The following is a 26,725-nucleotide window of genomic DNA, read 5'->3' as shown; positions in this document are numbered from 1 at the left end:
TCAATCACCTCTTATCGAGTGCTGTAGTGCATGAAGCAATTGCCGCGCCTGCGCAAAGTTTAGTGCATTCACCGCCACACGAATTTCCTCAGTGCGGGTGCGCCACTTCATCGGTGTATGCGTGGCCAGGGCCTGTACCGATTCGAGGGCTTCTAGGTTGCCTTCTTGCAGCTGTAGATCAAGGAATTGCAGTATCTGCGCCCAATCTCCAACCTCCCGTGCTGGCTCCTCCGTCGGCTCATCTGCCACAGGCGCGCAGGCGAATATCGCCTGTAGCCGCTCGCAACTCTCGTTAAGTTCTTGGCTGAGTGTGTTTAGCCAGGTGGTGTCATGAAGGAACGGGCTGGCATCCTCGGCCATCTGTTTTTCCAGTTCGGCGACTCGCATCGATACCTGCCTAGCGCCAATGGTACCGGCGCTGCCCTTGAGGGTATGCAGGCTTCTGAGAATGGCGCGGCTGTCACCTTGTTGCAGATACATTTGCAACTGATTCAGTTGCTGCAGCAGATCGGCAGGAAAGGCCTCCAGCATCGAACGCAACAGCGTCAAGTTGCCGCCAAAGCGTTTCAGGATAGCCGCCTGCTCCTCGAGTGGCTCATCTTGAGCCGTGGAGGATGGCTGTGCATTATCCAGGCCGCACCATTGGCGGATCACCGCGACCAATTTCTCGATGTCGATTGGCTTGCCGATATGATCGTTCATGCCAGCGGCCAGGCACTGATCACGGTCGGCGAGGGAGACGTTGGCGGTCATGGCAATGATTGGTTGCGCCTGGCTTGCCGGGTGTTGGCGAATGCGCCGGGTTGCTTCCAGTCCATCGATATCCGGCATCTGGATATCCATGAGAATTGCGTCGAAAGGGGGATGCGCGGTGTGCGCCAGTTGAACGCCCTCCAGCCCTCCCTTGGCCAAGCTGACCTCTGCGCCTTCACCGGCCAGTAGCTCGCGGGCGACCTGGCGGTTGAGCGCGTTGTCCTCTACCACCAGAAGGCGCAGGCCCTGCAATCGCTGTCCTGATTGGTAACCCGGCACCGGTGCTGCGCTACTGCCGCCTTTATGGGCCTTGAGGATGCAGTTGACGAGCTGGCGCGGCGTGACCGGCTTGGTAAGGAAGTCGGCAAACGGTGCGTCTGCTTCGCCATAACGGTCGGCCAGCACTTCGCGGCCGTGGGCGGTAATCATGATTACCGTTGGTGGTAGCTGATTCTGTGAGCTGCTTTCACGCATACGTTGCGCGACCTCAAGCCCGCCCATCTCGGGCATGCGCCAATCCAGCAGGACGATGTCATAGGGCGGCTGCGCCTGCTGCACGCAGCGCAGGGCTTGCTCGCCGTTAATGGCGGTATCGGCGTGCCAACCCAGGTCGAGGATGGTCTGCTGAAGCAACTGCCGCGCAACCAGGTTGTCGTCGACGATCAGCAGACGAAGGTGCTGCGACTCATCACGCGAGCACAGCGGCAGGTCTGCGCCACCACTCACGCCTAATGCAATATCGAACCAGAAGCGGCTGCCTTCTCCTAGCTGGCTCTCCACCTGTAGCGTACCGCCCATTAGTTCTACCAGGCGTTTGCAGATCACTAGGCCCAATCCAGTGCCGCCGTAGCGTCGAGTGGTGGACGCTTCCGCCTGAGTGAAACCGTCGAAGATGCGTTGCAGCTGCTGCTCGCTGATACCAATACCGGTATCGCTCACGGACACACGCATCCTGAGCTGCTCGGCAGTGCGCTGCAGCTGCTGCAGACTGACCACCACCTGGCCGCTGTGGGTGAACTTGAGGGCATTGCCAGCCAGATTGATCAGTACCTGCTGCAGGCGCAGGCTGTCGCCCAGTAGTACGCCGGGCAGAGCGGTATCGATGTCAAACATGATCTCGATGTCCTTGCCACCCTGGTTGCCGGCCAGGACAACCGCCAAGTCGCGCAGCATGGGTTCCAGCTCGAAGTCGTGCAGGTCTAGCTGCAGCTTGCCGGCCTCTATCTTCGAGTAGTCGAGAATGTCGTTGAGCAGGCCGAGTAAAGAGTGCGCGGCGCCCTGCGCTTTCTGTATGTAGTCGAGCTGCCGTGCGTTGAGTTCAGTCGCCTGTACCAGTTGCAGCATGCCCAGTACCGCATTCATCGGAGTGCGGATTTCGTGGCTCATATTGGCCAGAAAGGAACTCTTGGCTGCGCTGGCCGTGTCGGCTTTCTCCTTGGCATGGCGCAGGCTGGCTTCGAGTTGCAGCTGGGCAGTGATATCGCGGTTGATTCCTGTGATCTTGACGGGATTGCCCTGGTGATCTCGCTCTACATGGGCACCGGGCTGGATGTGCAGTACTTGGCCGTCGGGTCTGACGACACGGAAAATCCGGTCGAAGGTTCCCTTGCCAGCCAGCAGGTCACGTATGCTCTCCTCGGAGGGCGCGAGGTCGTCAGGGTGGATACGCTCGCGCCAGCGCTGGTAATCAAGCCCTTGCTCGTCAGTCTCGGGCGAATAGCCGTAGAGCTCGAACATCCGTTCGTTCCACTTCAAGCGATTGTCGATCAGGGTCCAGGACCAGATACCTAGTTCCGCGACCTTGGCTGCCATCGCTACCTGATCTCGTGCTGCCAGCGCCTCATGGCGTAACCGCACTTCCTTGGAAAGATCCAGAGCAATACCGAGGTAGCCGATCAGATTCCCACCTGTTTCGCGCATGGCCGTGACCAGCAGCGTTACCGAAAGCCTCGAGCCGTCCTTGCGTACGTACGTCCACTCACGATTTTCCGCCTCATCCAGCTCTGACTTGTGCACGAACACGCGAAAGCCGGCGATGGGCTGAGCGTACTCTTGACTGAGTTCCTCGCCCCGCGCTTGAACCTCCTCGGGCAGGTGGAAAATTGCCGGTGTTCGCACGCCGACGACTTCCTGCGCGCCATAACCCAGTAGACGCTCGGCGCCACGGTTGAATACGCGGATCACGCCTTCAAGGTCGGTGGCGATGATCGACACCTCGGAAGCTGAATGCATGACGGTGTTGAGCAGCACATTGAGCTCGCGCAGCTCTTGGGTACGCACGGTGACCTGTTCTTCGAGGCCGGCATTGAGCTCTAGGATGCGCGATTCGGCTGCTTTCTGCGCAGAGATGTCGCGCACCGTTTTCGATAGGCCGATCAGGGTGCCGGTATCATCGAGCAGTGGGGATACCGAGACCGATACATCGATCAGGTGAGCATCCTTGTGACGTCTCTGGGTGTGGAAGTTACCCACCGGCTGGCGCGCGGCGATACGCTGCAACGCCGTACGCTCTTCATCGGCGAGGTGTTGCGGAATGGTCAGATCGAACAACGTATGGCCGATGGTTTCTGCCGCGCTGTAGCCGAAAATTCGTTCAGCCCCACGGTTCCAACTCAGCACTTTACCGTCCAGGCTTTGCCCGATGATTCCATCGATCGAACTTTCCACGATAGCCGCTGAGCGTGCCTGTTCAGCGACGACCTGGCGATGACGTTGGCGGCTGATCAGCATCACGCCCATCAGCGCGGCCAATAGCAGACTGAGCAGGGTGCCAACTAAAGCAATCAGACGCGGGGAAAGCAGGTTCAATTGGTCGACGAACAAGGGGGTGGCATGCAGTTCGATTTTCCAGAGGCGCCCATAGACCTGCTGCGATAGCGTATGGCTGGCCATGTAATCCGAGGGGGCCGTTGGGAGTGTTTGACCAAAAAATCCCAGTGCTTGGTCGGGGTCAGTGATATCGGACAGCTGCAGGTGCAGGCCCTCCCGGTCAAGCTTCAGACCTTGCAGCACTTCCGCGGTGAGCAGGGGGGAGTAGCTCCAACCGATGCCCAGGGCCATGCGCTCCTCAAGAGAGTCGGGCGTGACCGAGCCGCGATAGATCGGTAGCAGGATCAGAAACGACTGCAGTGGGCTGCCGGTGGCCTGAACCAGAGTGATCGGCGCGGTAATACGCATCTCGCCGCTGGCCATGGCCGCAATGGCGGCGCTACGGCGGTTGTGCTCCGAGGCGATGTCGAGCCCCAGGGCCTGGCGGTTGTTCTCTACGGGCTCGATATACTGGATGACGAAGCGTTCACCGTCATGCGGCTCCAGCTGACGGATCTGGAAGCTGGGCACGCCATCGGCGCGGGCGAGGGCTAGGAAGTTGTCCTGTTGTCGCACGGGGACTCGCCGAATGAAGCCGAAGCCGCGCGCTCCGGGGAATTCCTGGACTACATCGCGTGTTTTGCTGTACCTGAGAAAGCCATCTCGGGTAATGCCGTCCTCACCGCCGGCCAGGACTGCGCCACGTGCGCCTCGCAAGCCGTATTGGTAAAGCTCAATACGTTTGATGACGCTGTCGGCGGCACGCTCGGTCGCATTGACCAGTGCGTCGTGAATCCGTTGTTGGTTGTTTTGCTTTAGCACACCGGTAATCAAGGCCGTGGCGGCCATGCTGGTGGCGAAGGTGAGCAGGACGATCAGCCGCACCGTGGTTGCTCCGTTTTTTATCATTGATGTTCACGGGCCATTTTCAGGCCCATGCAGGCACATAGCTGCTCGAAGGGCACGGGGCGACAGTAGTGGAAGCCTTGCATCAACTCGCAGCCAAGAGCGAGCAGCCTGTTCGACTGCTCTTGGCTTTCCACGCCTTCGGCCACCAGCTCCAGGCCCAGAGCCTGGCCCATGCGCACGATAGCTTCGATGATCGCTGCGTCACTGTGGTCGGTAAGCATGTCCCGCACGAAGCTCTGGTCGATCTTCAGCACATCGATTGGAAACTTCTTGAGGTAGGAAAGGCTTGAGTAGCCAGTACCGAAATCGTCAATGGCAATGCGTACGCCCATCTGTTTGAGCGCTTCCAGCAGACCGCGCGCCTGATCAACGTCACGAGCCAGCACGCCTTCGGTTAGTTCCAGTTCGAGCAACTCGGGCGGCAGATCCGTCTCGCGGAGTGCCTCCTTGATCATGTCCAAAAAGGATTCTTCGCGAAATTGCACCACCGATATATTCACGCCCACACAAAGGCGCTTACCCATGTCGAGCAGCTTCTTGGCGTCGCTACAGGCCTTACGCAGAACCTGCTTGCCGATCGGTACGATCAGGCCTGTTTCCTCGGCCAGCGGGATGAAGGCTGCCGGGGATATCAGCTCACCTTCATCGCGCCGCCAGCGGATTAACGCTTCCATGCCGCAGCTCTGCTCGCGGCGTACATCGAAGCGCAACTGGTAGAACACCTCGAATACGCCGGACTCCAGAGCACCGCGCATGTGGCCCTCAAGCAGGTGGCGGGCGCGGACGTTACTTTCGATGCTGTGGGAGAAGAAACGATAGCGATTGCGGCCTTGCTGCTTGGCCTGGTACATCGCCGCATCGGCCTGACGATATAAGCACTCGAGGTCTTCGCCGTCGTCGGGGAACACGCTGATACCCATGCAGGCGGAGAGGTCAAAGCGACTCCCTTCAATATTCATCGGCAGGGCGATGACTTGCAGCAGGTGTTCAACGTAGTCGCTAATGGTTTCGGAGTGCTGGACATCGGTCACCAGGATTACGAACTCATCGCCACCCTGGCGGCTGACGGTATCCATGTGGCGTGATGTCTCGCTCAGACGCCGGCCGACCTCCTTGAGGATCAGGTCGCCAGTGGAGTGGCCCAGAGAGTCGTTGATGCCTTTGAAATTGTCTAGGTCAAGCAGCATCAGAGCAAGGCGAAGGCCATTGAGCCGGGCTTTCTGCAGCATTTGTTCTGCTCGGTCGCGCAGCAACATACGGTTGGGCAGACCGGTCAGATCATCGAAATAGGCGAGTCGTTTGGCCTCTGCGCGCAGATTGAGGTGTGCCCGCACATGTGCGCTAACCACCGGAATGCTTAGAGGCTTCTGGATAAAGTCGATGCCGCCATGCTCCAGTGCGCGAATTTCGTTGCCCGCCTGCGTGTGGGCGGTGACGAATAAAATCGCCGCATCGCAAAGCTTGGCATCGGACTTGATCAGGCGGCAGAGTTCGAAGCCACCCATGCCAGGCATCTCGATATCCAGCAGTATCACATCGGGTCTGCAGAGGCGGGCAACTTCCAGCGCCATGCGCCCATTGTTGGCGACATGCACCTGTGCCTGTTCGCCAACGGCCTCTTGCAGAATTCTAACGTCGGCGGGGTGGTCGTCGACGATCAGGATCACGGGTGTGGGATCGAATCGGTTTTCAGTCATTTCGCTACCCCGGAAATCCTATTTCCTGTGGGTGAGACTAGCCCAGCTTCTACGATTTGGCTGTTGTCTCGATGTCGTTTATGTACATCGGCGAACGTGCCAAACAGGCGCACTGCACATCGTTTGTAGGAGCGGGATGGGGCTGATAGCCCCTCAGCGGATGGGCAGCGATCGGTCTTGCGCCGCACATCATCTAAAACTCGTTCAGATGATCCGTCAGGCCCAGGTGGTGGATTTCAAATTGGCAGAAATGAGTGAGCTGCTGGCCGCCAAACAGCACCAGTCGCCGTTTCCCCTGGCCCCTGCCGATCAGGGTATCGAAGCCAAGCGCGTGGAGCTGAACGTAGAAATCCATTCCCTGTTGAGTCGCCAAGCTGATCTTACCCAGTTGAAGCGGCAACTCATCGAGCAGTTCGGCCCGGATTCGGCTGTCTGCACGCCAGTAGGTGCGTGAGCGTTTGTATCAGGGCTTCCTGTGCGGGGCGGGGTGGTAACCCAAGTCGGTGACCGCTTTTTCAATGCTGTAACGCCGCTGCACGCCATAAAACATCCGTAGCTGGCTTCCCAGCAATTCGGCTGTTTTGCCGATGATGGTTGCCCATACCCGTTTCTTTTCGAAATTCTGCGAGCCTGATCGCGTTTGTGCATTCAATCCGTTGCGATGGTTTGCACGGGACGAAAATGCTGCTATAAACAATTAACGAATTTATTAATTGGTTCATTGTTGAGGTGGGTAGATGGACAAGATTTTCGAGGCCCTGGCGTCCGGGCCGCGCCGTCAGATCCTGGCGTACCTTTCCGAGGTCGAGCTCACCACGTCTGAGCTGGCCGAGCGCTTCGCCATGAGCGCCCCGGCGATTTCTCGGCATCTGTCGGTACTGGAAAATGCCGGGTTGGTCACCAGTGAGCGGCGGGGGCAGTTCGTCTATTACCAGCTCAACTCCGACAGCCTGGTGAATTCTCTGTCGAGTTTCATGTTCGACCTTTGCCCGGTTGCCGGGCCACTCAAGAAAGAGTCCAAAGGGTTGGCCAAACAAAACAAGCCTCGTTAAGCAGGGTAGGAGTGCCTCGGCGATGACTGATTTACCGGAAAGCCTCAAGCAGCACCGCGTCAGAACGGCGAATGTCGACAGCGTGCTGCTCGGAGAGGTCCGTTATTCACCCCTCAAATCCCTGTGGTTGACTGGCATGAGCCTGGCTGCGCTGGTAGGTGGCGTGGCTACGTTTAGTTGGGCTGCGTTCGCGCTTTTTCTGCTGGCGACCGGGACGGTGCTGTTGCTGGGGCATTCTCTGGGCAGCCACCGCAAGCTGATTCATGACAGCTATCAGTGCCCAAAGTGGCTGGAGTACACGCTGGTTTATCTTGGCGTACAGGTCGGTCTCGCCGGGCCTTTGGGGTTGCTGCGACAGCATGACTTGCGTGACTACGCGCAACGGCTTCCCGATTGCCATGAATACCTGCGGCACGGTCGCTCGTTCTGGGTCGATGGCTGGTGGCAGTTGCACTGCGACCTGGCGCTCGACAACCCACCGGCGCTCGAACTCGAAGAGCGCATTGCCAATGACCGCTTCTACCAGTTTCTGGAGCGCACCTGGATGCTCCAGCAACTGCTGCCGGCAGTGGTGCTCTACCTGATAGGCGGTTGGGGCTTCGTGTTCTGGGGTGTCTGTGCCCGCGTCACTGCCGGGGTAGTCGGGCACTGGCTGATCGGTTACTTCGCCCATAACGACGGCGACATGCACTACCGGGTGAACGGTGCTGCGGTACAGGGTCGTAATATCCGCTACACCTCGCTGCTGACCATGGGCGAATCCTGGCACAACAATCACCACGCCTTTCCCGGTTCCGCGCGGCTCGGGCTGTTCCCGGGGGAGTGGGACCCAGGCTGGTGGATGCTGATGGTGCTGAAGAAAGTCGGATTGGTCTGGAACATCACTCAGCCCAGTGACCTGGAGATTCGCACAGAGTTGGAAGCCCTCGACAGCCAAAGTGCCGCACACGCTGGTTACCTCGGGCGCCGCGAGGCAAAGGAAGCCGAACCGCAAGCTGGTATGTGCGCACTGATCAAACTGTCGCTGCAGACTGGGTCAGCCGTCGCACCTCTGCGCCTGGAAGGGCCAGCGGTAACTATCTCCGGCACGCTGCTGCAAACCCTTATCGGTTCTGGCTCGTACTTCATGCATTCACCGGCTGCTCAGCGCCTGCAACTGAACATCAGTGATACCCGGGTGTTCGGCCTGCCGGCATTGCTGCTTGCCTTGTCGCGCCGCGGCCGAATTCTGGCGGGTTTTTGCGCACTCCTGATGCCGCTGGCCTTTGCCTGCGATCGGATCAGAGGGGAGCTGAGGTAAGAGCCGCGGTTGTGAGCAGTGCCTGGCTGTGGGCCAGGCTTGCCATTTCCAGGCGCCGCCACTCAGCGATGGGTAGGGGGGAACTACCAGTGGAGCACGTGCTATGCGCATGAAACTCTCACCGAGATGGTGCCCCAGGAAGTGGTTTAACTCACCATGGCACTAGCGCAAGTCGATCAGCAGGTCGGATCGAACAACCGCACTTCCTTGATATCTATGATTTCCCAGACTTTTCCGACGACATAAGGCTCAACCTTTAGCCAAGCGTCCAGTTCTTCCCGGCTGTCGAATGAGAAATAGGCATTGGAGCCAACCATTCGGCCCTGCTCATTCAAGAGCGCTCCGCCACTAAGAAACTGCCCACGTGTAGCCATCATTTTGAGCCCTTCCAGATGAGCAGCTCGGTAAGACAACCTGCGCTCCAGTGCCTGCTCGTCTGTAAAATCGTGTGCAACAAGTGCAAATTGCATGAGACCTCGCTCTAGAGATAACGGAGTTAAGTAATCACTTTCAAACGGACAGTGCTTCACGCTGGCCGTTGTGGGTGGCGGTTTCAATGGATCGGCGCGATACCGTGATTCCTGCATAAGCAGGGAGAGGCAAAGGGCAGGGCGTGGATACCCAGTCGGCGTACCCACTTGCAAACTCGAAAATTAAAAGATGCCTTTTGTATGTGATCTGCTCAGGACTTGTTTCTGGAGCGAAACGCCGCGACTTTCATGCGATTTCCGCACGTTGCCATGCTGCACCAGCGCCGGCGGTGCGATTTTGTCAGGTCGTGAAAAAGTAGAACGCAGTCGTGCGCTTCACACTGACGAACGAATTCGAATTTATCGTTGGTTACCAGCCCCACCAAGGCCTCGGCTATAGGCTCAAGCAGGCTTTCAGCGCTGCTATCGCGCTGTTGGGGACTAATTCGGTATGCCTGATCTTCATCATTCCAAACCAATTTTCGAATGGGTCGCCCAGCCTCAAGCAACGCGTTGATGACAGTGGGGTCTGCGGGAGAGTCTTTCATCGCTGAATCGACAATCTCCCTCGCGCATCTACGCAACTGGTGAGCTAGCGCCAGCAGCCCGTTTGGCGCCCAGCAATGGAATGGTTCTGGCAAGAGCCCGGCCATCTGTAGCCATCCGACCACGCTCTGGTCGTCAATTAGGCAGTCATGATAATCGTCTCCTACTCCGTACTCGCTGTTGATGAAGTCTAGGGCAACGTTGTCAGCTAAAAAGAGTGCGCTTGGGGTCATGCCGCTGGGATCCTTGGTAGGAGTAACCGTTAAAACATTGTTGACAGGTTACCAAATCCATTTGTAACCTTCAAATCTAAATTTTGAAGGTTACAAGGTGGTTTGCTATGAGTTTTTCCAGGTTAATTGCCGGGCTTGGTGTCGCGGCTGCTCTATTCGCAGGAACTGCTCACGCGGCTGCATCGACCAACCAGGTTCATTACCGTTACGAGCAAGTGGGTGACGTGAAGGTGTTCTACCGGGAGGCTGGCAGCCCGACCGCGCCGACAGTGCTGCTATTGCATGGCTTTGCCGCCTCTTCTTTCATGTTCCGTGACCTCATTCCAGCGCTCGCTGATCGCTATCATGTGATTGCCCCCGATCTGCCTGCTTTTGGCTTCACCGAAGCCCCGGCGCGGGGGAAATATGCATACACCTTCAGTCAACTGGCCACGACTATTGGCCAGTTCACCGAACAGCTCAAACTCAATAAATACGCGCTCATGGTTCACGACTACGGTGCCCCAGTGGGGTGGCGTTTGGCTGCTGCTCATCCTCAGCGAGTCACGGCGATCGTTTCTCAGAACGGCAACGCCTATGACGAAGGGCTGGGAGCCAGTTGGGCTCCGATACAGCGGTATTGGCACGATCCAAGCCAGAAGAACCGGGAGGCCCTGAGTGACTTCCCCACGGCGGCATCGATCAAGTGGCAATATCTAGAAGGGGTTGCCAACAAAAGCTCCGTCGCGCCGGATGGTTATACGTTGGAAGGGCTGCAGGTGTCGCGCCCTGGCAATGCCGACATTCAACTCGACCTGGTATTGGATTACGCGTCGAATGTCGCAATGTACCCAGCATTTCAAGCCTATTTCCGTAAGTATCAGCCGCCGCTACTCGCCGTATGGGGCAAGAACGATCCGTTTTTCCTCCCGGCCGGGGCTGAAGCCTGGAAGCGCGATATTCCTAATGCGGACATCCGTCTGTATGACACAGGTCATTTCGCTCTCGAAACGCACGGCAAGGAAATAATCCCGGTCATTCGAGAGTTTCTGGATAAGAATATTCGTTGATTCTTGCGCCCTGCGACTCGGCAGTGCACGTAGAGTGTGACGACTCACGCCACGAGCATCTGCCTTCATGCAGCAGAATATCGGTTGATTCATCGTCAATGCCCATTTGATTCAACAATGCATTTGCCAGGTCGACGACGATATCGCTGTGGCCATCGTTGGGGGGCTTCTCCGCGTGCAGTCCGGAGTCGTCACCTCGAACGTGCTTGTTCCGATTTGGTTACTTGCGGCGTAGGCATCCCCTCGAGAGTGCGATGAGATAACCCACGGAAATCGCCTGCCGTTGTCCCTTGCCAAGTAGCACATACTTCAACCGCATGGGGTTGATCCCCTTCACGCAGATACTTACATGTGTCGCTGCGCATCTACTCAGGTCTTGGCCAGGCTTCTGCTGGTCTTTTCACACTGACGGCAGGTTGCACGAGCTATGCATAGGGCGGCGTCCAATGGCCGCTCTGGCCGAAAACAGCCGCTCGGATGGGGAAGGGGTGGGCTGACAGCTATCTGGTTTTCGCCAGTAGCAAGTCACCAGACAATGGGCTTGTCGTCCCAAGCCCAGAAGGTTCCGCTGTCGGCCGGTCCATGTGCTCCTATCAACTCGATAATGCGATCCGCCGAGAACGCTGGTTCGAACAGTTGTCCATCGGGCACGTTCGCCTGGAATGGCTGAGACAGACCCGTGTCCGTCGTGCCTGGATGCACTGCCAGGACGGTGGAGGCAGGGTTCAGGCGTTTCAGTTCGATACTGGCCGTGTGTAGCAACTGGTTGAGCGCCGCTTTACTGGATCTGTAGCTGTACCAGCCACCCAATCGGTTATCGCCGATAGAGCCCACTCTCGCGGAGAGCGCCGCGAAGGTGGAGGGCTGTTTGCGCAGTAACGGGAGTAGGTGTTTAAGCAACAGGATCGGCGCGAAGGTGTTGGTCGCGAAGCTCGCTTGCAGGCTCGCCAGCGTCACTTGTGTCAGGCCCTTTTCCGCTTTTGCACCGTCCTGATGAAGAATGCCTAGCGTGCTGATGACGAGGTGCAGGTGATCGCATTGTTCACGCGTCTCGCTCGCAAGTGCTTCGAGGGATCGCTCATCGCGCGCGTCGCAGTCGACGCGTTTCAGGCGATGGCCGTACTGCTCTCCAAGCTTTTCCAGCTCTGGGGAGGTGCTGGCTTGTCGCGCTACCGCCCATACCCAGGCCACGTCATCGTGAGCAAGTAACGCTGCGCACAGTGCCAAGCCGATACCTCGGCTGGCCCCGCATATGAGCACATCAGCTTCGCTGTCCAGTCCGGGGATCAAACTCATAAGGCACCTTGAGGAGCATGGCTGAAGTGTCAGTTATGACCTGAGAACCCGGAAAAGGGTAGCTTCGGTTCTATCTTGAATGGCTTCAAAAGACCGTAGCTGGATATCGATGCACGCGACAGTGCAGGGCGATCACATATCGATCAGCGGATTCTCCAGCGGTAAATGGCAGACCGGTCGGGCTGCCGTTCACGCTGCTTAGTACCCAAAGATCAGCCCAGCCACTGGACGTGGCCAAGGGCTGCCGTTGGCCTGAAGCCCACACTGCGTTGGAGACCTCAGGCACTGATCCAGTAGCCGGCCTGCTGGGCCTTTGCTGATCTGCGCCTCACGCCACCTCAAGCGCTTTAACGATAGCTTCGTTGAACGCCGGGATGTCATTGGGGTTACGCGAAGTAATCAAGGTCCAGCCATTGGCGTGGCATTGCTTGACTTCAACGTCCACCCAACCGGCGGCACCGGCGTTTTCTAGATCGAGCCTGACACTGGGATAGGAGGTGAGGGTCTTGCCAGCGATAACGCCAGCGTTGATCAGCAGCCACGGCCCATGGCAAATCGCAGCGATTACCTTGCCCGCATCGGCGAACTCCTTCACCAGGCGCTGGGCGTTTTCATCCAAGCGCAGCGTGTCGGCATTGACCGTACCGCCCGGGATTACCAGCGCATCGAAATCCGACGCCTTGAGGCCGGCCAGCGCAACCTGAGAGTCGACCGTGCGATCTTTCTCCGTGTCCTGAACGAACGTCTGGGTCGTTCCGCCGTCACTCGAGCCATGGGTGACCGAAGCACCCTGCGCCTTGAGCGCTTCAAGCGGTTTAACCAGCTCATCGCGCTCGATCCCCGTATTCGAGGTGATGAACAGTACTTTTTTGCCTGCCAGTTGATTACTCATGGTGGTCACTCAGTCCTCTCATCAAGGTAAAAAGGAAGCGTGCGGCTGATGATTCTTCCGACGCGTTGAAGATGGGAGGTCAGAGCGGTTTTGAAAGTTCATCCGGATTCGTCCTGAGCGCAATGCGATGGAAGAAGCCAGGAAAGTCGAGGGTTTCACATTCGTGCCTGCAAGAATCGAGCAGGTAAAACGCATCCCCCGCGTGACCTGGAGCCACGGAAAGCAAGGTTTTCTGCGCCTTGAAGCTCGTACAGAGCACGTCTATGGGAATCTCGATATTGCGCGATCAGGCGCCGGTGACTGACTTGGCAAATGAGCGGGCAGGGTGAGGCGGGCGGCAGTCGAGCGCTGGCTGCCATTAGCCGAATGCTGCCGGTGACGACGGGCAGCTATCGGCCAAAAGTGGACATTGGCGACGCTTTATCTAGCGTGTATTTGAGATTAAGATCTAGCTCAGGAGATGGCATTCCTCCTTAACCGCCTCTGGCTAATGATGCCTACGAACCCTGGAAAGGGCCGTAGGCTATTGCGCGCTTTCCAGTATCACCCCCTCTTCTGGAAAGCCTCTATGTACAGCTCTCTGCTTGCCGTCATCATTGGCGGATCTCTCGGCTGTGTTGGCCGTTGGGTTTTGTCGATGAAGCTCAACCATCTGTTTCCGAACCTCCCGCTGGGCACCCTGTTAGTCAACCTGATCGGTGGATTCATCATCGGAATGGCGATGGCGTTCTTTGGCCGCTTTCCGAACCTTGACCCAGCGTGGAAGTTGCTGATCACCACGGGGTTCTGTGGTGGGCTGACGACTTTTTCCGCGTTTTCTGCCGAAGTGATGTTCATGCTTCAGCAAGAGCGCTTAGGGTGGGCGGCGGTCACCATAACCACACACGTGCTGGGCTCGTTGCTGATGAGCTTCGCCGGCTATTATGGCGCTACCAAACTTTCGTAGAACCCACTAAAAAAGGCCCGTCTGCGACAGGCCTTTTTGGCAGCGGGATCACATCCGCTGGACGTCCCAATCCTGGCGAATCTCAATTTTCTGCTGCTGTTCCTCCTGCAACTGATCTTGCGCTTTGGGTGCAAAGCGCAAGATCAGGCAGGCCACAGCGGCGGATAGCAGCGAGCCCAGCATGATGCCGATTTTGGATTCTTCGACGAACTCGGGGTGGCCTGGGAAAGCTAGCCCGCTGATGAAGAGGCTCATGGTGAAGCCAATCCCGCAGAGCATCGATATGGCATAGATCTGCAGCCAAGTGCAGCCTCGCGGCTTGGCCGCCAGCCCTGACTTCACCGCCAGCAGCACGCCGCCGAACACCCCTAGTTGCTTGCCGATGAACAGCCCTGCTGCGATGCCGAGCGGCAGCGGCGCGATGACGTCCGCCATGGAAAGGCCTGCGAAGGAGACGCCTGCGTTGACGAAGCCGAAGGCGGGGACGATTAAGAAGCCTACCCATGGTGCGATGCCATGCTCCAAACGGTGTAAGGGCGAGTCAGCGGCGTCCGGCTCTCCAGGTGTAGGTATGTAGGGAATCAGGAACGCGCCCACGACGCCTGCAATGGTGGCATGCACTCCTGAGAGAAGCGTCACGTACCAAAGCAAGGCCAGGCCGATCAGATACGGCCATAGCACCATCACTCGCATGCGATTGAGCACGAACAAAACGCCGATGATCACTGCTGCTGCGAGCAGCGCCATGAGGTTGATTGAGGATGTGTAGAAGATTGCGATGATGGCCACTGCGCCCATGTCATCAATGATGGCCACGGAAACCAGCATCAGCTTGAGGGATAGCGGTGCATGGGGCCCTAGTAGAGCCAGGGCGCCGATGGCGAAAGCGATGTCGGTAGCGGCAGGAATGGCCCAGCCATTAGTCAACAGAGGGTCGCCCTGGGTTAGCGTCAGATAGATCACTGCCGGTACTGCCATACCCATCAGAGCTGGCAACGCCGGTAATCGGCGCTGCTCCCAGGAAGATAGGCGCCCATCTACCAGCTCGCGCTTGATTTCCAGGCCAACCAGCAGGAAGAAGATGGCCATTAGGCCGTCATTGATCCACAGGTGTAGTGTCATAGGGCCAAGCTTGTCGCTGAGCGTAGGGCCTGTTTCAACGTGGAGAAGATGCAGGTAGGTGCTGGCCCAGGGACTGTTGGCAACAATCACGGCGGCTGCGGCTGCGATCATCAGCAGTACGCCACCGGCTGCCTCGCTGGCCAGAAAGCGCTTGAGCGCGGACTGCCTTAGGGGGGATGACGATTGGGTCATGAAGGGTTCTCCTTTAGCGAATGAAAACTGGCGCTGTATCGCGCAGAGCACGCGGCCGTTAAACGGCGGACACAGCGAAGCACTGGCCAGGAAATACGCTGGTCAGCGGTAGGAATGCGGAGTGTTGAGTTGGCAGGGCGTGCCCAGCGGAGCTTCAGAGAAGCGGGGCGTTGCCATGAAAATTGGGACTGCTGCATGTCTCTGGAAAGCCTCACGGAAAACGACTAATCGTTCTCCGTATACGGGGCTAATCCCGGGCGCACGCAGCACACGCCAATAAACAGAATCATATCTCGGGGTCATGCGAACCTCAATCAAACAGCATTTCAGGCTGTTACGCGTGCTCTTCAAAAAATCGTTGATGGCACTAGCAATGCGATCAATGTAACATGTGGATATCCGCATATTCGGTTTTCCATTTATACGAGTCGCCATGCTGACCCCACCCGAAGCCTTCAAGTGCCTGGCAGACGAGACCCGCGCTCGTGCCACCCTCCTAATCTCTGAGCACGGAGAGCTCTGTGTCTGCGAGTTGATGTGCGCCCTGGAAGACAACCAGTCCAAGATCAGCCGTCACTTGGCGCAGCTCCGGACAGCCGGCCTGATGCTTGATCGCCGGCAGGGACAATGGGTGTATTACCGGCTTAATCCCAGCCTTCCAGAGTGGTTCAAAGACGTGCTTCGCATTACGTCAGAAGGCAACGCTGCGTGGCTGGGCGACAGCACGGCCCGCCTGAGCAAGATGAATGGACGCCCCGAGCGTGCCACCAGTTGTTGCTAGTTTTTGCCGAGAGCCTTTGAGATGGTCGTCGCAGCGGCTGTATTTGTCTTCACCCTTATCCTGGTCATCTGGCAGCCACGCGGCTTAGGCGTTGGCTGGAGCGCAACTGTCGGTGCCACCCTGGCCCTGCTGGTTGGTGCGGTATCGTTTCAGGACATCCCGACTGTCTGGGCGGTGGTATGGAACGCGACCGCAACATTCATCGCGATCATCATCATTAGCCTGTTGCTGGACGAGGCCGGTTTCTTCGAGTGGGCGGCCTTGCACGTTGCTCGTTGGGCGAATGGTAACGGACGGCGCCTCTTTGCATTTACAGTGTTGCTGGGAGCAGCGGTTTCAGCGTTATTCGCTAATGACGGTGCCGCGCTAATCCTCACCCCCATCGTCATTTCGCTTTTGGTGGCACTGCGTTTCTCGGCGGGCGCCACACTGGCATTTGTCATGGCTGCAGGCTTCATTGCAGACACCGCGAGTATGCCGCTGGTGGTCTCCAATCTGGTCAACATCGTTTCTGCTGACTTCTTCAAACTGGGCTTTGCCGAATATGCCTCCGTCATGGTGCCGGTCACCGTGGCCAGCATGGCATCGACGCTGCTGGTGCTTTTCCTGTACTTCCGCCGTGAGGTGCCAGCCACTTACTCGTTGGCCGATCTGAAAGATCCTCGATCCGCGGTGCGAGACCGCAGCACCTTCATCTGTGGCTGGTGGGTGCTCGGGCTGCTGCTGCTCGGCCTATTTGCGCTGGAGCCGATAGGCGTGCCAATCAGCGCAGTCGCTGCTGTATGTGCAGCGATCCTGTTTGCGGTTGCATCCAAAGGACATGTGATCTCGACTTGCCGGGTACTGCGTGAGGCGCCTTGGCAAATCGTGGTCTTCTCGCTGGGCATGTACCTGGTCGTCTACGGGCTGAGTAATGCAGGTCTCACCAGCCACCTCACAGCCGTACTCAACCGACTTGGCGAGCATGGCGTCTGGGCCGCAGCGCTCGGCACCGGGCTGCTGTCAGCCCTGCTGTCATCGGTCATGAACAACATGCCCAGCGTACTGATCGGTGCGCTGTCCATCAATGCGAGCGCCACCTCGGGCTTAGTACGCGAGGCGATGATCTACGCGAACGTGATCGGCTGCGATCTTGGCCCGAAGATTACGCCCATCGGTAGCTTGGCCACCTTGCTGTGGCTGCATGTCCTTCAGCGTAAAGGTATCCGAATCACCTGGGGTTACTACTTCAAGGTTGGTGCCTTGCTCACTTTCCCAGTTCTGCTCATCACCCTTTCTGCGCTCGCTCTGCGGTTGAGCCTTTGAGCCCGCCAATGGCGGTAGGAGTTAGCATGCGAGTTCTATTCATGTGCACGGCCAACAGTTGCCGGAGCATCCTCTCTGAAGCGATGTTCAACCACATCGCGCCCCAGGGATTCGAGGCTGTGAGTGCCGGTAGTTTTCCCAAGGGGCAAGTGTTGCCGCGCAGTCTGCAAACGCTGAAAGAGGCAGGTATCTCTACCGCAGGCTTGAGCAGCAAGGGTAACGACGCTTTCGAGGCGAGCCCGCCTGATATCGTAATTACCGTCTGCGACAAGGCCGCTGGTGAGGCATGCCCGGTGTACTTCGGCCCGGCGCTCAAATCGCATTGGGGGCTGGAAGATCCTTCCGATCTGCAGGGCGAAGAAACCGAGATTTCAGCTGCTTTCAATGCGACGCTCGCGCAGATTGAACGGCGTTGTCGCGCATTCCTGGAACTGCCGTTTGAAGACTTGAGCCGTGACGAGCTGAAGCGCGAGCTGGATCGTATTGGCCAACTCTGAGGAATCCATCTATGACCGTTGAACTCCCCAACGTCGAACACGCCCTGATAGGCCAATTCTCCAAACGCATCGAAGCGAGCCAGCACAAGCCGCGAATCCTATTGCTCCATGGCTCCACCCGTGAGCGCAGTTTCAGCCGGCTGTTGGTCGAAGAAGCTGCGCGACTGCTTCAGCACTTTGGCGCAGAGACCCACATCTTCGATCCATCGGGCCTTCCGCTGCCTGATGACGCGCCGGTTGAGCACCCCAAAGTTCAGGAGCTACGTAATCTTGTACTGTGGTCTGAGGGACAGGTCTGGTGCTCACCGGAGCGACACGGCGCCATGTCCGCTGTATTCAAGGCTCAGATCGACTGGATTCCGCTCACGCTGGGTGCGGTCAGGCCCAGCCAGGGCAAGACACTCGCGGTTATGCAGGTATGCGGTGGCTCGCAGTCGTTCAACGTGGTCAACCAACTGCGCGTTCTGGGTCGATGGATGAGGATGTTCACCATCCCTAATCAGTCCTCGGTGCCCAAGGCCTACATGGAGTTCGGCGAGGATGATCGAATGAAGCCATCTGCCTACTACGATCGCGTGGTCGACGTGATGGAAGAGCTGATGAGGTTCACCCTTCTGTTGCGTGATCAGAAAGACTTCCTCTTGGATCGTTATTCCGAGCGCAAGGAATCGGCTGAACAGCTATCTGCCCGCGTTAACCAACGCTCCATCTGAGGTGCCGGATCATGATCAATGTGAGGGAGGCATCCGATTCGGATGCCGAAGCAATCCAAGCAATCTGTGAACCTGTGGTGCTTGTCACTGCTATCTCGTTCGAAGAGGTGCCCCTTCAGTAGAGGAAATGCGGGGGCGGATACTTGCGACCCTTGAGACCTATCCCTACTTGGTGGCTGAACAAGAAGGAGTTGTCATCGGCTATGCCTACGCAAGCCAGCACAGTGCTCGAGCAGCATACCGCTGGGCTGTCGATGTGACGGTGTACATCGCTGAAAACGCGCGCCGTGAAGGGGGTGGGGCGGCGGCTGTACGCGACCTTGTTATCGATGCTCAAAGGGATGGGCTACCGCTCCGTCTATGCGGGAATTGCACTGCCAAATGCAGGGAGCGTCGGGCTTCATGAGCGGCTAGGTTCCCGGCATATCGGCACATTCCCCCAGGTGGGATACAAGCATGGTGCGTGGCATGACGTGGGGTACTGGCTTCTTGATCAGGGCGACCGATCAGTGTCGCCCCTGGGGCCTATTCGCTTTCTTGGGTACCTGCCGAATTGCGATTAGCGCATTATCTCCTAAGGCGAGGCAATGACTGCTTCTGGCCGGTAGCAGCCGTTGACGACGGGCAGCTACCGGCCAATAGCAGACGTTCGCGGGTGACTGTTAACGCCATCCATAGCTGACAGTGGCTAATAGCGAGCGCAATTCGATTTGCTGTTGGCAGCCGTGGCCGACGCTACCCATCCCGAACGACGGCCATAGCGTGAGGTGCCTCTACCTTGCGTCATTGCAGAAGCGGTGAATTGCCCCGCAAGCCGCACGCAGCGACTCATCATCCAGAGCGTAGGCAATACGAAGGTAGCCTGGAAGTCCAAACGCACTACCTTGTACGACGGCCACGTTGGCCTCTTCAAGTAGTGCCAAAGCGACCGCTTCGTCGTCAACTAGATCACTGCCGCCCGGCGAGCGCTTGCCGATCAGGCCGGAACAATCGGCAAAGGCGTAGAAGGCCCCGCCTGGAACTTCGCAACTGATGCCCTGCGCCTGGTTGAGTAGCTCGACCATGAAATCTCGACGCCGCTGGAACACTTCACGGCTGTGGGCGATGAAGTCTTTCGAACCGTCCAGAGCAGCGACTGCCGCATGCTGCGAGATGGAACAGGCGCCCGAGGTCTGCTGGCCCTGCAACTTTTCCATCGCTTCGAGCAACCAGCGAGGCCCAGTGGCAAACCCGATCCGCCAGCCAGTCATGGCGTAGGCCTTCGATACGCCGTTCATGGTCAGCGTCCGTGCAGCCAGTAGGGGCTCAACTTGGGCGAGCGTGATGAAATCACGCCCGTCGAAGATCAGGTGCTCATAGATGTCGTCTGCCAAAATCATCACTTGCGGATGATCGAGCAACACCTCAGCCAGGGCTTTCAGCTCGTCGCGATCATATACAGCTCCCGTGGGGTTGGACGGCGAATTCAGGATCAGCCAACGAGTCTTCGGCCCGATGGCTCTGGCCAACGCTTGCGGCGTGAGCTTGAAGCCCGACTCGGCGCCACAGGTAACGATCCGCGACTCGCCGCTGCACAACTCAACTATTTCTGGATAGCTGACCCAGTATGGCGCGGGGATTACCACCTCGTCGCCTTCATTGAGGGTCGCGGCCAAGGCATTGAAGATGACCTGCTTGCCTCCACAGCAGACTAGTGTGTCCTGCCAGCTTACATCGAGACCGTTCTCGGACTGGTACTTACGGGCTATGGCTTCACGCAGCGCGCGAAGGCCTGCCACCTGGGTGTAGCGGGTATTTCCATTGTTGATCGCAGTGATGGCCGCAGCACGGATGTGCTCCGGGGTATCGAAGTCAGGCTCACCCGCACAAAGCGAGATGATATTCGCCCCTTCAGCGCGACGTTCCGCAACGCGGTCGATGATTTTATAGGTCGCCGAAGGCTTGGCAGCCTCCAAACGGCGGTTCAGCGTTTCCAGGCTCATGCGTGCGCCTCCGGGAGGGAAAGGCCCATCAGGTCCATGGTGGTGTGACCTTCGCGCAGCTTGGCCATGAACACTGCCTCTTTATCGGCGCGTTTCTGCCCTTCGTGCAGTGTGCGTTCAACTGCATCGACCGGGATGATGATCACACCATCCTCATCCGCGACCACTAGGTCGCCGGCAGTGACCTGCGCCCCGCTGAAGTCGAACGGTTTGCCTACGGACGGCGTGGTCGCCTTGACGGTACCTTTGACGGAGATGCCCCGAGCAAAAACCGGAAAGCCGCGCGCTTCAAGCGCGGCGATATCGCGCACGCCGCCATTGATTACCAAGCCAACAATACCAGCGGCTTCAGCCGCCACAGTAAGTACTTCACCCCAGTAGCCGGCAACGAAATCGGCGGAGTCACAGACCAGGACGCTACCGCGTGGCGCGTTCGCCACGGCAATGTGCAGGCCCAGGTTGTCACCTGGCGAACACTGCAGCGGGTACGCCGGTGCAGCAATGAATGCGCCTTTCCAGACAGCGCGAATCTCGCGGTCCACAGCGCACGGCAACCCGGAGGCCTCGTACAGGGTGGAGCTGCCGAGGACCTTTGCAATGTTCTGATACTCGTGTGGAAGGCTCATGATTTTTTGCTCTGCAGAGAATGGTAACCGAGGGCGTCACGGGCTTCCTTAAGGCTCTTGCCAGTGGCGATTTGTTCGCGGATCTGCGCTTCAACGTGTTCGATGCGCCGTGCCAATTCGGCGACTTCTTGAGCACGACCGCGCGGGACTATGACGACGCCATTGGCGTCAGCGACGACGATGTCGCGGGCACAGACCCGCGCTTGGCCAACCGACACCGGCTGGTTGACGGCCACAACTTCCACGCGGTCTTTGCCGGTACGCATGAAGCGACCTTTACTGAACAGTGGATACCCCTCGCCCAGAGCCTTGTTCACATCGCGGCAGACACCGTCTATGACCGTGCCGGCGATACCGCGGGCCAGGGCGTACTGGGTCATGATGTCGCCCCAAACAGTGCAATCGGTGCGACCCTCGTTGGCGATGACCACAACGTCGCCTGGTGCTACGTCATCGATGAAGTCCCCGACAGTGCCGGGCGGTGTGCTCGCACTGACGTACTGAACGGTGAAGGCTGGGCCGACCACAACCTGGCTGTAGTTAGCCAGCGGTACTACGCCAAAGGCTTGGCCTGGAAGGCCTAGCTTGTCCATAGCGTCGGAAATCCCCGGCGTATCCAGGCCTTCGAACAAGGCAACGAGGTCTTTATCTGAAAGGCTCATATCAGTGCTCTACCTTGATAGCTTCGAACTGGGTGTCGTGCATGACTTCCTCGACCGATCGGCCTGCACGCACGGCGTCCACCATGCCGGCTTGTCGGCGGTCGATACGCTCGGCCAGACCAAGAACCTTCTCGATGGCATTGGCGGGGACAAAAACGGTGCCGCATTCATCGGCGATCACATAGTCGCCTTCCTCTACCTCGACGCCAGCCATGCGAACTTTTACGGCTGCGTCTATCTGGATGAGCCGGTTACGGGCGCTGATCATGGTCACGCCGCGGCCGAAGACCGGATAGCCGATGTCCACGCTGCCGCGGATGTCACGGCTGAAACCGTCGATGACCGAGCCCCGGATACCTTTGCGCTGGGCGGCGTTCGCCAGGATGTCTCCCCAGCTAGAGATACCATCGACGCCACCCGCGATCACCAGCACGCGGTCATCGGTGGTGATCTGCTCCACTACCGGAGTAATCAGGTGAACGGTGGGCGCCACGTCCTGCTTGGGCCCCAATTGAACAGTGCTGGCTCGACCAACAATCTTTGGGCATTTCCAAAGCGGCATCAGGCCATTAGTGGCGCCAGGGAGCTGGAGGAAGTCCAGCGCGTCCGACACCGTGTTGGTGTCGAGTGCGGCCAGGCGCTCAAGCGGGGCTTTCAAACTCATCGGTTGCAGACCTCTTGCTAGGTGAGGCTTGAGTATCTGCGCCGAGATTTGATACGTATATTACGAAGAAGCTAAGCTTTTCATATCCAAAACCTATGGAAGTGCGCCGTGATCAACTTTCGCTTGATACGCCATCTATGGCTGTTCCTGGCCGTAGCTGAAGACCAAAACTTCACCCGTGCAGCTAAACGGCTGGGCATGTCACAGCCGCCATTGACCGAGCAAATCCAGGCGCTGGAGCAGTCCTTACGGGTTCAACTGTTCACTCGGTCTCGCCGAGGCGCTCACCTGACCGCTGCGGGAGCTGCCATACTCCCCGCCGTACGAAAGTTTGCTGATCAGCTGGAACGATTGGAGCTTGCGGTACACGAGGCCGTAGCCGGCCACGCTGGCGTAGTGACGATTGGGGCGATTACCTCAGCAATGATTGATGTACTGCCCCCGCTGATCGAGCAGTTTAAGCAGGATCATCCACTGATCACGGTATCGGTTCGAGAGATCGATAGCGCGGAGGCTATTCCCGCTCTTGAGGCCGGCGATATCGACATCGCCTTCGCGCGCCTTGAGGGCAACCTCGGTCGGCATTTGCAATCTCTACCGTTGTCCGAGGATCGACTGGCAGTAGCACTCCCCAACGATCATCCCTTGTCCGCGAGTAAGTCCGTCTCCCTCAAGTCCCTCGCCGATGAAACCTTGGTGATGGCTTCGCGCGATGTGAGTCCTGTCTACTTCGACTATCTGGTCGGACAGTGCAAAGCCAGCGGCTTCGCCCCGCGGATAGTGCACCAAGTTCGCTCGGTCTCGTCACAAGTTGCCTTTGTCAGCTGCGGCCAGGGCATTGCCTTGGTTCCCAGCTCGATGGGCAAGCTCGCGCCTAAAAACGTACTCATTCGGCCTCTGTTCCCGGAGGTCAAAGTGGTGACTACGGCCATGGCGTGGCACAGCGAGCATAAGAATCCGCTCGTGGATGCCATGATCGACCAAGCGAAGCAGACCTTGCTTTCATAGGCTAGACATATAACAGGGTTCGTGGCTTCGTATTTTACAAATCCTATGGCGAGTTCAACATTGAGGATGTCTGTAATAGGAGCTCCGACCCGTGTCCCATCCAGCTCGCTTCACCCACGAGAAAATTCCACTGAACATCGACGGTATACAGCTCGACCTTGCGGTGATTCATCGCCGTGGGCCTAAAGCGCCCATCCTGTTCCTCCACGGTTTTGGCTCCACAAAAGAGGACTACGCCGATATCACGTTGCAGCCTTCTTTCGATGGGCATCCCTTCATTGCCTACGATGCTCCAGGCTGCGGTGAGACCGAATGCAGCGACCTCTCGCGCATCAACATCCCATTCCTGGTGAAAACCGCACAGGCCGTACTCAAGCATTTTGAGACCAACACTTTCCACTTGGTAGGTCACTCCATGGGAGGTTTGACCGGCCTGATGTTGGCTCATGGAGATCCTGCGCGCGTGCTGAGTTTCGTCGACATCGAGGGCAACATCGCTCCTGAGGACTGTTTCCTCAGCCGCCAAATCCACGATCATCGCTGTGATGATGTACGATTTTTCCGCGACTTTATTGAACGCACTCGATTGGCATCGGACCCTGCGAGCGCGCTGTATGCCGCAAGCCTGGCGCACAAAGTGCGTGCCGGCGCGGTGCGCGGCATTTTCGAATCAATGGTGGATTTGTCCGACAATGGTCAGTTGATGGATAAATTTCTAGGCCTGCCATTCCCGCGCCAATACATGTATGGCGTGACCAATTCCCACCTGTCCTACCTCCAGGACATTGCAGCACAAGGCGTGCACCTAGCGTGCATTCCTGATTGCGGCCATTTCCCGATGTACTCGAACCCTGTGCTCATGTGGCGGCGGATCAAAGCCCTACAAGACTTCGCCTAAGCAGATTTAACCATTTACACGCGGTTATGTCGGCCGCATGAAGCTCCGCACTACTCGGTAAAAATAACAATTAGGTTGCGCCATGCTTGAAGCCAATAGCGGTCATCGAGTGCCTACAAGACCAGTGGCGATTCACACCTGCTTTGATCCGCTTTTGTTCGCTGTAATTTCGACACGTCAAAAAGACAGTCTTGATGCCGATCAGTAGCGTCTAGCCATTACGATGCCTTGGCAGGTTTGGTACGTGTGGCCTTTGAAGTCGCTTTTTCACCTAGCCTAGTCGCGTTTGCCATTTTCGCGTCTATGCAAATCAAGGGATTACCGCATGAAAATGGACGTTATCAGACATCTCAAGGTGTGTTATGCGACAGCAATGTCGCCTAATTAATAGTTAGGCGGCAAAGGCACAGGAGGCATGTTACGGGCATAGAAGCTATTCATAGTTGTGCTGTTAAACAACGTGCACGCTCGAACTCATTCGCTGCTTACCAGGCCTCAAGTCCGATCATCAACGCCGTATCGGGGCGAACAGACCGCATGAGTGCGTTCCCAGCAAAAACCAATATGTTGCTTGCAGGGCCCTCGCGGGTTGGCCACAGTGCGGTATTTATTACCTGCGTCCGGCTCGAAGTCCTCTGCCTAACAGGTGGTTCAAGTCACTCGCTTCGCTCGTTCGGGATCGCGTTCCGCGGCCCCTTAACCAAACGTTAGGCGATGACATCGGCCCGCCAAAGCAGCAATTAAAGAAGGCTAAACCTCAATGAACCTCGACCTCTCACCTCCCTCGGTTGGTTTGAATAAGGATGCGCTCGCCCGGCTTGGTGCCTCTATTCAGGCCGACATCGACAGCGGAAGGCACTTTGGCGCTTCAATCCTCGTCGCTCGCCACGGTCAGGTGGCCTACCAGGCGACCTTCGGAATGGTTGCTCCGGGTCGGGCTCCATCAGGTGACGATCGATACCTGCTCATGTCGATGTCAAAGGCCTATACCGCGACGCTCGTCCTCAAAGCGATTGATGAAGGCCGTTTCGGCCTTGATACACGCATCGCGGACCTCGTTCCCGGCTTCGGCGCACTGGGCAAGCAGCGGGCAACCGTGCGGCAATTGCTGGCGCACACCGCGGGGCTGCCGTTCGGTCTCGTTCCGCCTCCGCTTGGCCTGGACAAGGTCGGAAACCTCGCGGTCAAGACAGCCGCGATGTGCGCATTGCCTGCGGCCTACAGTCCCGGCACCAAATGCATCTACACATCGGGCTTGGGCTACGATCTGTTGGGCCAGATCCTGGTCAATACCGATTCGAAAAAGCGCGGTTTCAATCGCATTGCCCAAGAAGATTTGTTCACGCCGTTGGGCATGGCGGACAGCAGCTTCGCGTGCTCGATCGACGATCCTCGACGGGTTCCGGTGTCGTTTACTGAGGCGAATGTGGGACCCACCACACCGATGCTTCTGCGCCTTTTCAATGAGTTCCTTGACGCGGACGCAGAGATGCCGAGCGGGAATGCGTTTTCCACGATCAAAGATGTCTTCCGGTTCACCGAAGTTTTCCGCGGGCGTGGGACAGCGCACGGCCAGCGTGTTCTCTCACCCGTGCTCTTCGACTACGCTCGGCAGGATCATGCGCCCGGCTTGATCAACGATGCGACCGCCTTCGAGGTCGAAGAGCGGGGCCTCAACGATTTCGCGGCGCACTTTACCTTGCTCGGTGGTTATATGCGCGGGAGTGGGCACATCCTGAACGCGACCGGGCACACCGCATCGCCTCAAAGCATTGCGGCGGTCGGCGGTGCCTCGACGGCATGGATGATCGACCCTGAGCGGGATCTAACCGTCATCTTCCTATCTGCCGGCTTTATTGAGGGCCTGCGCCATATCGAGCGTGTGCAACGTATCAACGACCTGGCCTTGGCCGCGGTCGAGGCCTAGCAATCTGCGGCGGAAGCAATCCGAGGACTGCCTAACAATTCGTTCAAGCCGAGCCCGCTTCGCGGCTCGACTTAACTCAGGCGTTATGCACACGAATATGCCCCATCGACAAGCGCGATTAAAGGGCATGCGACGTCTCCCCATCCTCAGTAGCACTTGTATTTAGAGTCGATCTATCTGTCCGCTTTTGGCCGGTAGCTGCCTGCTGCCACCGGCTGCAACCGGCCAATAGCGGACAGCGCAAAACCGCTAACTTCGGACCTGCTAGGGAGCGCAAGCCGTTGGTGCTCTAACATGGGGCAATCGATAAGCACGGTAGAGCGCCTTGCCAATAGGTGCCGAGAAAAGCACCGGCCACAAGACCGGGGCTTTTTGTGGGCATCTATTCGGCAGGAGT

At 57.9% G+C, this 26,725-nt stretch carries 23 protein-coding genes, 1 pseudogene and 1 riboswitch; of the genes and pseudogenes, 13 read left to right on the top strand and 11 right to left on the bottom strand.

Annotated elements, in window-relative coordinates; translation table 11 throughout:
- Together QRN22_RS17720 and QRN22_RS17715 are read right to left on the bottom strand one after the other, a co-directional pair.
- Nucleotides 1–4,410 carry a response regulator gene (locus QRN22_RS17720; protein ID WP_502945152.1) on the bottom strand — a complete coding sequence of 1,470 codons (4,410 nt, stop codon included), beginning with the start codon at nt 4,408–4,410 and terminating at the stop codon, nt 1–3.
- Nucleotides 4,411–4,466: 56 nt separating this feature from the next.
- Nucleotides 4,467–6,167 carry a putative bifunctional diguanylate cyclase/phosphodiesterase gene (locus QRN22_RS17715; protein WP_042555555.1) on the bottom strand — a complete coding sequence of 567 codons (1,701 nt, stop codon included), beginning with the start codon at nt 6,165–6,167 and terminating at the stop codon, nt 4,467–4,469.
- Nucleotides 6,168–6,303: 136 nt separating this feature from the next.
- Between QRN22_RS17715 and QRN22_RS17710 the strand changes: the two genes are divergently transcribed.
- From QRN22_RS17710 to QRN22_RS17700, 3 genes are all read left to right on the top strand, one after another.
- On the top strand, nt 6,304–6,621 hold the full coding sequence (locus QRN22_RS17710; RefSeq protein WP_231570210.1) for a MerR family DNA-binding protein: 318 nt from the start codon (nt 6,304–6,306) through the stop codon (nt 6,619–6,621).
- Between the two features lie 283 nt (nt 6,622–6,904).
- A complete protein-coding gene (locus QRN22_RS17705) occupies nt 6,905–7,219 on the top strand; it encodes a metalloregulator ArsR/SmtB family transcription factor (RefSeq protein ID WP_042555556.1) in 315 nt (104 codons plus the stop codon).
- A 22-nt stretch (nt 7,220–7,241) separates the two neighbouring features.
- Nucleotides 7,242–8,519: an acyl-CoA desaturase gene (locus tag QRN22_RS17700; protein WP_156152765.1), complete on the top strand. Its 1,278-nt coding sequence runs from the start codon at nt 7,242–7,244 to the stop codon at nt 8,517–8,519.
- Nucleotides 8,520–8,695: 176 nt separating this feature from the next.
- Here QRN22_RS17700 and QRN22_RS17695 read toward each other — a convergent pair whose 3' ends face one another.
- Nucleotides 8,696–8,989: a YciI family protein gene (locus QRN22_RS17695; RefSeq protein WP_042555557.1), complete on the bottom strand. Its 294-nt coding sequence runs from the start codon at nt 8,987–8,989 to the stop codon at nt 8,696–8,698.
- A gap of 212 nt (nt 8,990–9,201) precedes the next feature.
- Complete coding sequence (locus QRN22_RS17690) at nt 9,202–9,768, bottom strand: CGNR zinc finger domain-containing protein (RefSeq protein WP_042555558.1); 567 nt, start codon at nt 9,766–9,768, stop codon at nt 9,202–9,204.
- Between the two features lie 107 nt (nt 9,769–9,875).
- On the opposite strand from QRN22_RS17690, the gene QRN22_RS17685 reads away from it, so the two are divergent.
- A complete protein-coding gene (locus QRN22_RS17685; protein ID WP_042555559.1) occupies nt 9,876–10,817 on the top strand; it encodes an alpha/beta fold hydrolase in 942 nt (313 codons plus the stop codon).
- A gap of 525 nt (nt 10,818–11,342) precedes the next feature.
- On the opposite strand, the gene QRN22_RS17680 is transcribed toward QRN22_RS17685, so the two are convergent.
- Both QRN22_RS17680 and QRN22_RS17675 read right to left on the bottom strand, forming a co-directional pair.
- Nucleotides 11,343–12,113, bottom strand: coding sequence for an SDR family NAD(P)-dependent oxidoreductase (locus tag QRN22_RS17680; RefSeq protein ID WP_042555560.1), 771 nt, complete (start codon nt 12,111–12,113; stop codon nt 11,343–11,345).
- A 328-nt stretch (nt 12,114–12,441) separates the two neighbouring features.
- The gene (locus tag QRN22_RS17675) at nt 12,442–13,005 is read right to left on the bottom strand and encodes a type 1 glutamine amidotransferase domain-containing protein (protein ID WP_042555561.1); all 564 of its coding nucleotides are present in this window, start codon (nt 13,003–13,005) and stop codon (nt 12,442–12,444) included.
- Between the two features lie 447 nt (nt 13,006–13,452).
- Nucleotides 13,453–13,512, top strand: a riboswitch (Fluoride riboswitch).
- A gap of 61 nt (nt 13,513–13,573) precedes the next feature.
- Between QRN22_RS17675 and crcB the strand changes: the two genes are divergently transcribed.
- Complete coding sequence (gene crcB / locus QRN22_RS17670) at nt 13,574–13,951, top strand: fluoride efflux transporter CrcB (protein WP_042555814.1); 378 nt, start codon at nt 13,574–13,576, stop codon at nt 13,949–13,951.
- Nucleotides 13,952–13,999: 48 nt separating this feature from the next.
- On the opposite strand, the gene nhaA is transcribed toward crcB, so the two are convergent.
- Nucleotides 14,000–15,265 (bottom strand): Na+/H+ antiporter NhaA, encoded by a 1,266-nt coding sequence (gene nhaA / locus QRN22_RS17665; RefSeq protein ID WP_042555562.1) that lies wholly within the window; start codon nt 15,263–15,265, stop codon nt 14,000–14,002.
- A 433-nt stretch (nt 15,266–15,698) separates the two neighbouring features.
- On the opposite strand from nhaA, the gene QRN22_RS17660 reads away from it, so the two are divergent.
- The 5 genes and pseudogenes from QRN22_RS17660 (at nt 15,699) to QRN22_RS17640 (ending at nt 19,124) form a co-directional block, all read left to right on the top strand.
- The gene (locus tag QRN22_RS17660) at nt 15,699–16,046 is read left to right on the top strand and encodes a metalloregulator ArsR/SmtB family transcription factor (protein WP_042555563.1); all 348 of its coding nucleotides are present in this window, start codon (nt 15,699–15,701) and stop codon (nt 16,044–16,046) included.
- Nucleotides 16,047–16,067: 21 nt separating this feature from the next.
- Nucleotides 16,068–17,351 carry an arsenic transporter gene (locus tag QRN22_RS17655; protein WP_042555564.1) on the top strand — a complete coding sequence of 428 codons (1,284 nt, stop codon included), beginning with the start codon at nt 16,068–16,070 and terminating at the stop codon, nt 17,349–17,351.
- A gap of 26 nt (nt 17,352–17,377) precedes the next feature.
- Entirely contained in the window at nt 17,378–17,848 is a 471-nt protein-coding gene (locus QRN22_RS17650) for an arsenate reductase ArsC (protein WP_042555565.1), read from the top strand.
- Between the two features lie 11 nt (nt 17,849–17,859).
- Nucleotides 17,860–18,561, top strand: coding sequence for an arsenical resistance protein ArsH (gene arsH, locus QRN22_RS17645; RefSeq protein ID WP_042555566.1), 702 nt, complete (start codon nt 17,860–17,862; stop codon nt 18,559–18,561).
- A gap of 11 nt (nt 18,562–18,572) precedes the next feature.
- Nucleotides 18,573–19,124 (top strand): annotated as a pseudogene (locus QRN22_RS17640) (arsinothricin resistance N-acetyltransferase ArsN1 family B).
- Between the two features lie 210 nt (nt 19,125–19,334).
- Here the strand turns inward: QRN22_RS17640 and QRN22_RS17635 are convergent.
- Genes QRN22_RS17635 through QRN22_RS17620 form a run of 4 tightly spaced genes read right to left on the bottom strand, consistent with a single transcriptional unit; the run spans nt 19,335 to nt 22,495 of the window.
- Complete coding sequence (locus QRN22_RS17635; RefSeq protein ID WP_042555567.1) at nt 19,335–20,543, bottom strand: pyridoxal phosphate-dependent aminotransferase; 1,209 nt, start codon at nt 20,541–20,543, stop codon at nt 19,335–19,337.
- Nucleotides 20,540–21,169 carry an RraA family protein gene (locus QRN22_RS17630; RefSeq protein WP_042555568.1) on the bottom strand — a complete coding sequence of 210 codons (630 nt, stop codon included), beginning with the start codon at nt 21,167–21,169 and terminating at the stop codon, nt 20,540–20,542. Before QRN22_RS17630 ends, QRN22_RS17635 begins: the two co-directional genes overlap by 4 nt.
- On the bottom strand, nt 21,166–21,831 hold the full coding sequence (locus QRN22_RS17625; RefSeq protein ID WP_042555569.1) for an RraA family protein: 666 nt from the start codon (nt 21,829–21,831) through the stop codon (nt 21,166–21,168). The genes QRN22_RS17630 and QRN22_RS17625 overlap by 4 nt, the downstream gene beginning before the upstream one ends.
- Before the next feature lies 1 nt (nt 21,832).
- Nucleotides 21,833–22,495, bottom strand: coding sequence for an RraA family protein (locus QRN22_RS17620; RefSeq protein WP_042555570.1), 663 nt, complete (start codon nt 22,493–22,495; stop codon nt 21,833–21,835).
- 108 nt (nt 22,496–22,603) lie between these two features.
- On the opposite strand from QRN22_RS17620, the gene QRN22_RS17615 reads away from it, so the two are divergent.
- The 3 genes from QRN22_RS17615 to QRN22_RS17605 all read left to right on the top strand — a co-directional run bounded on the left by QRN22_RS17615 (nt 22,604) and on the right by QRN22_RS17605 (nt 26,328).
- Nucleotides 22,604–23,503, top strand: a complete 900-nt coding sequence (locus tag QRN22_RS17615) for a LysR substrate-binding domain-containing protein (RefSeq protein ID WP_042555571.1) — start codon at nt 22,604–22,606, stop codon at nt 23,501–23,503.
- Nucleotides 23,504–23,594: 91 nt separating this feature from the next.
- Complete coding sequence (locus QRN22_RS17610; protein WP_042555572.1) at nt 23,595–24,401, top strand: alpha/beta fold hydrolase; 807 nt, start codon at nt 23,595–23,597, stop codon at nt 24,399–24,401.
- 760 nt (nt 24,402–25,161) lie between these two features.
- Entirely contained in the window at nt 25,162–26,328 is a 1,167-nt protein-coding gene (locus tag QRN22_RS17605) for a serine hydrolase domain-containing protein (protein WP_042555573.1), read from the top strand.
- Nucleotides 26,329–26,725 lie beyond the last annotated feature (397 nt).

The organism is Pseudomonas sp. MEJ086 (genome assembly GCF_030209025.1).
Classification (GTDB): Bacteria; Pseudomonadota; Gammaproteobacteria; order Pseudomonadales; family Pseudomonadaceae; genus Aquipseudomonas; species Aquipseudomonas fulva_A.
The sequence above is the reverse complement of the archived record's forward strand: the minus strand, read 5'-3'. Positions and strand labels throughout refer to the sequence as shown.

Bases quoted from the DNA above. Each gene is read 5' to 3' on its own strand.
- QRN22_RS17720 (WP_502945152.1), bottom strand. From the start codon at position 4,410: ATGGCCGCCACGGCCTTGATTACCGGTGTGCTAAAGCAAAACAACCAA.
- QRN22_RS17700 (WP_156152765.1), top strand. From the start codon at position 7,242: ATGACTGATTTACCGGAAAGCCTCAAGCAGCACCGCGTCAGAACGGCG.
- QRN22_RS17605 (WP_042555573.1), top strand. From the start codon at position 25,162: ATGAACCTCGACCTCTCACCTCCCTCGGTTGGTTTGAATAAGGATGCG.
- QRN22_RS17690 (WP_042555558.1), bottom strand. From the start codon at position 9,768: ATGACCCCAAGCGCACTCTTTTTAGCTGACAACGTTGCCCTAGACTTC.
- QRN22_RS17660 (WP_042555563.1), top strand. From the start codon at position 15,699: ATGCTGACCCCACCCGAAGCCTTCAAGTGCCTGGCAGACGAGACCCGC.
- QRN22_RS17620 (WP_042555570.1), bottom strand. From the start codon at position 22,495: ATGAGTTTGAAAGCCCCGCTTGAGCGCCTGGCCGCACTCGACACCAAC.
- QRN22_RS17685 (WP_042555559.1), top strand. From the start codon at position 9,876: ATGAGTTTTTCCAGGTTAATTGCCGGGCTTGGTGTCGCGGCTGCTCTA.
- QRN22_RS17715 (WP_042555555.1), bottom strand. From the start codon at position 6,167: ATGACTGAAAACCGATTCGATCCCACACCCGTGATCCTGATCGTCGAC.
- QRN22_RS17650 (WP_042555565.1), top strand. From the start codon at position 17,378: ATGCGAGTTCTATTCATGTGCACGGCCAACAGTTGCCGGAGCATCCTC.
- QRN22_RS17695 (WP_042555557.1), bottom strand. From the start codon at position 8,989: ATGCAATTTGCACTTGTTGCACACGATTTTACAGACGAGCAGGCACTG.
- QRN22_RS17705 (WP_042555556.1), top strand. From the start codon at position 6,905: ATGGACAAGATTTTCGAGGCCCTGGCGTCCGGGCCGCGCCGTCAGATC.
- QRN22_RS17655 (WP_042555564.1), top strand. From the start codon at position 16,068: ATGGTCGTCGCAGCGGCTGTATTTGTCTTCACCCTTATCCTGGTCATC.
- QRN22_RS17630 (WP_042555568.1), bottom strand. From the start codon at position 21,169: ATGAGCCTTCCACACGAGTATCAGAACATTGCAAAGGTCCTCGGCAGC.
- arsH (WP_042555566.1), top strand. From the start codon at position 17,860: ATGACCGTTGAACTCCCCAACGTCGAACACGCCCTGATAGGCCAATTC.
- QRN22_RS17675 (WP_042555561.1), bottom strand. From the start codon at position 13,005: ATGAGTAATCAACTGGCAGGCAAAAAAGTACTGTTCATCACCTCGAAT.
- crcB (WP_042555814.1), top strand. From the start codon at position 13,574: ATGTACAGCTCTCTGCTTGCCGTCATCATTGGCGGATCTCTCGGCTGT.
- nhaA (WP_042555562.1), bottom strand. From the start codon at position 15,265: ATGACCCAATCGTCATCCCCCCTAAGGCAGTCCGCGCTCAAGCGCTTT.
- QRN22_RS17680 (WP_042555560.1), bottom strand. From the start codon at position 12,113: ATGAGTTTGATCCCCGGACTGGACAGCGAAGCTGATGTGCTCATATGC.
- QRN22_RS17625 (WP_042555569.1), bottom strand. From the start codon at position 21,831: ATGAGCCTTTCAGATAAAGACCTCGTTGCCTTGTTCGAAGGCCTGGAT.
- QRN22_RS17635 (WP_042555567.1), bottom strand. From the start codon at position 20,543: ATGAGCCTGGAAACGCTGAACCGCCGTTTGGAGGCTGCCAAGCCTTCG.
- QRN22_RS17710 (WP_231570210.1), top strand. From the start codon at position 6,304: ATGGGGCTGATAGCCCCTCAGCGGATGGGCAGCGATCGGTCTTGCGCC.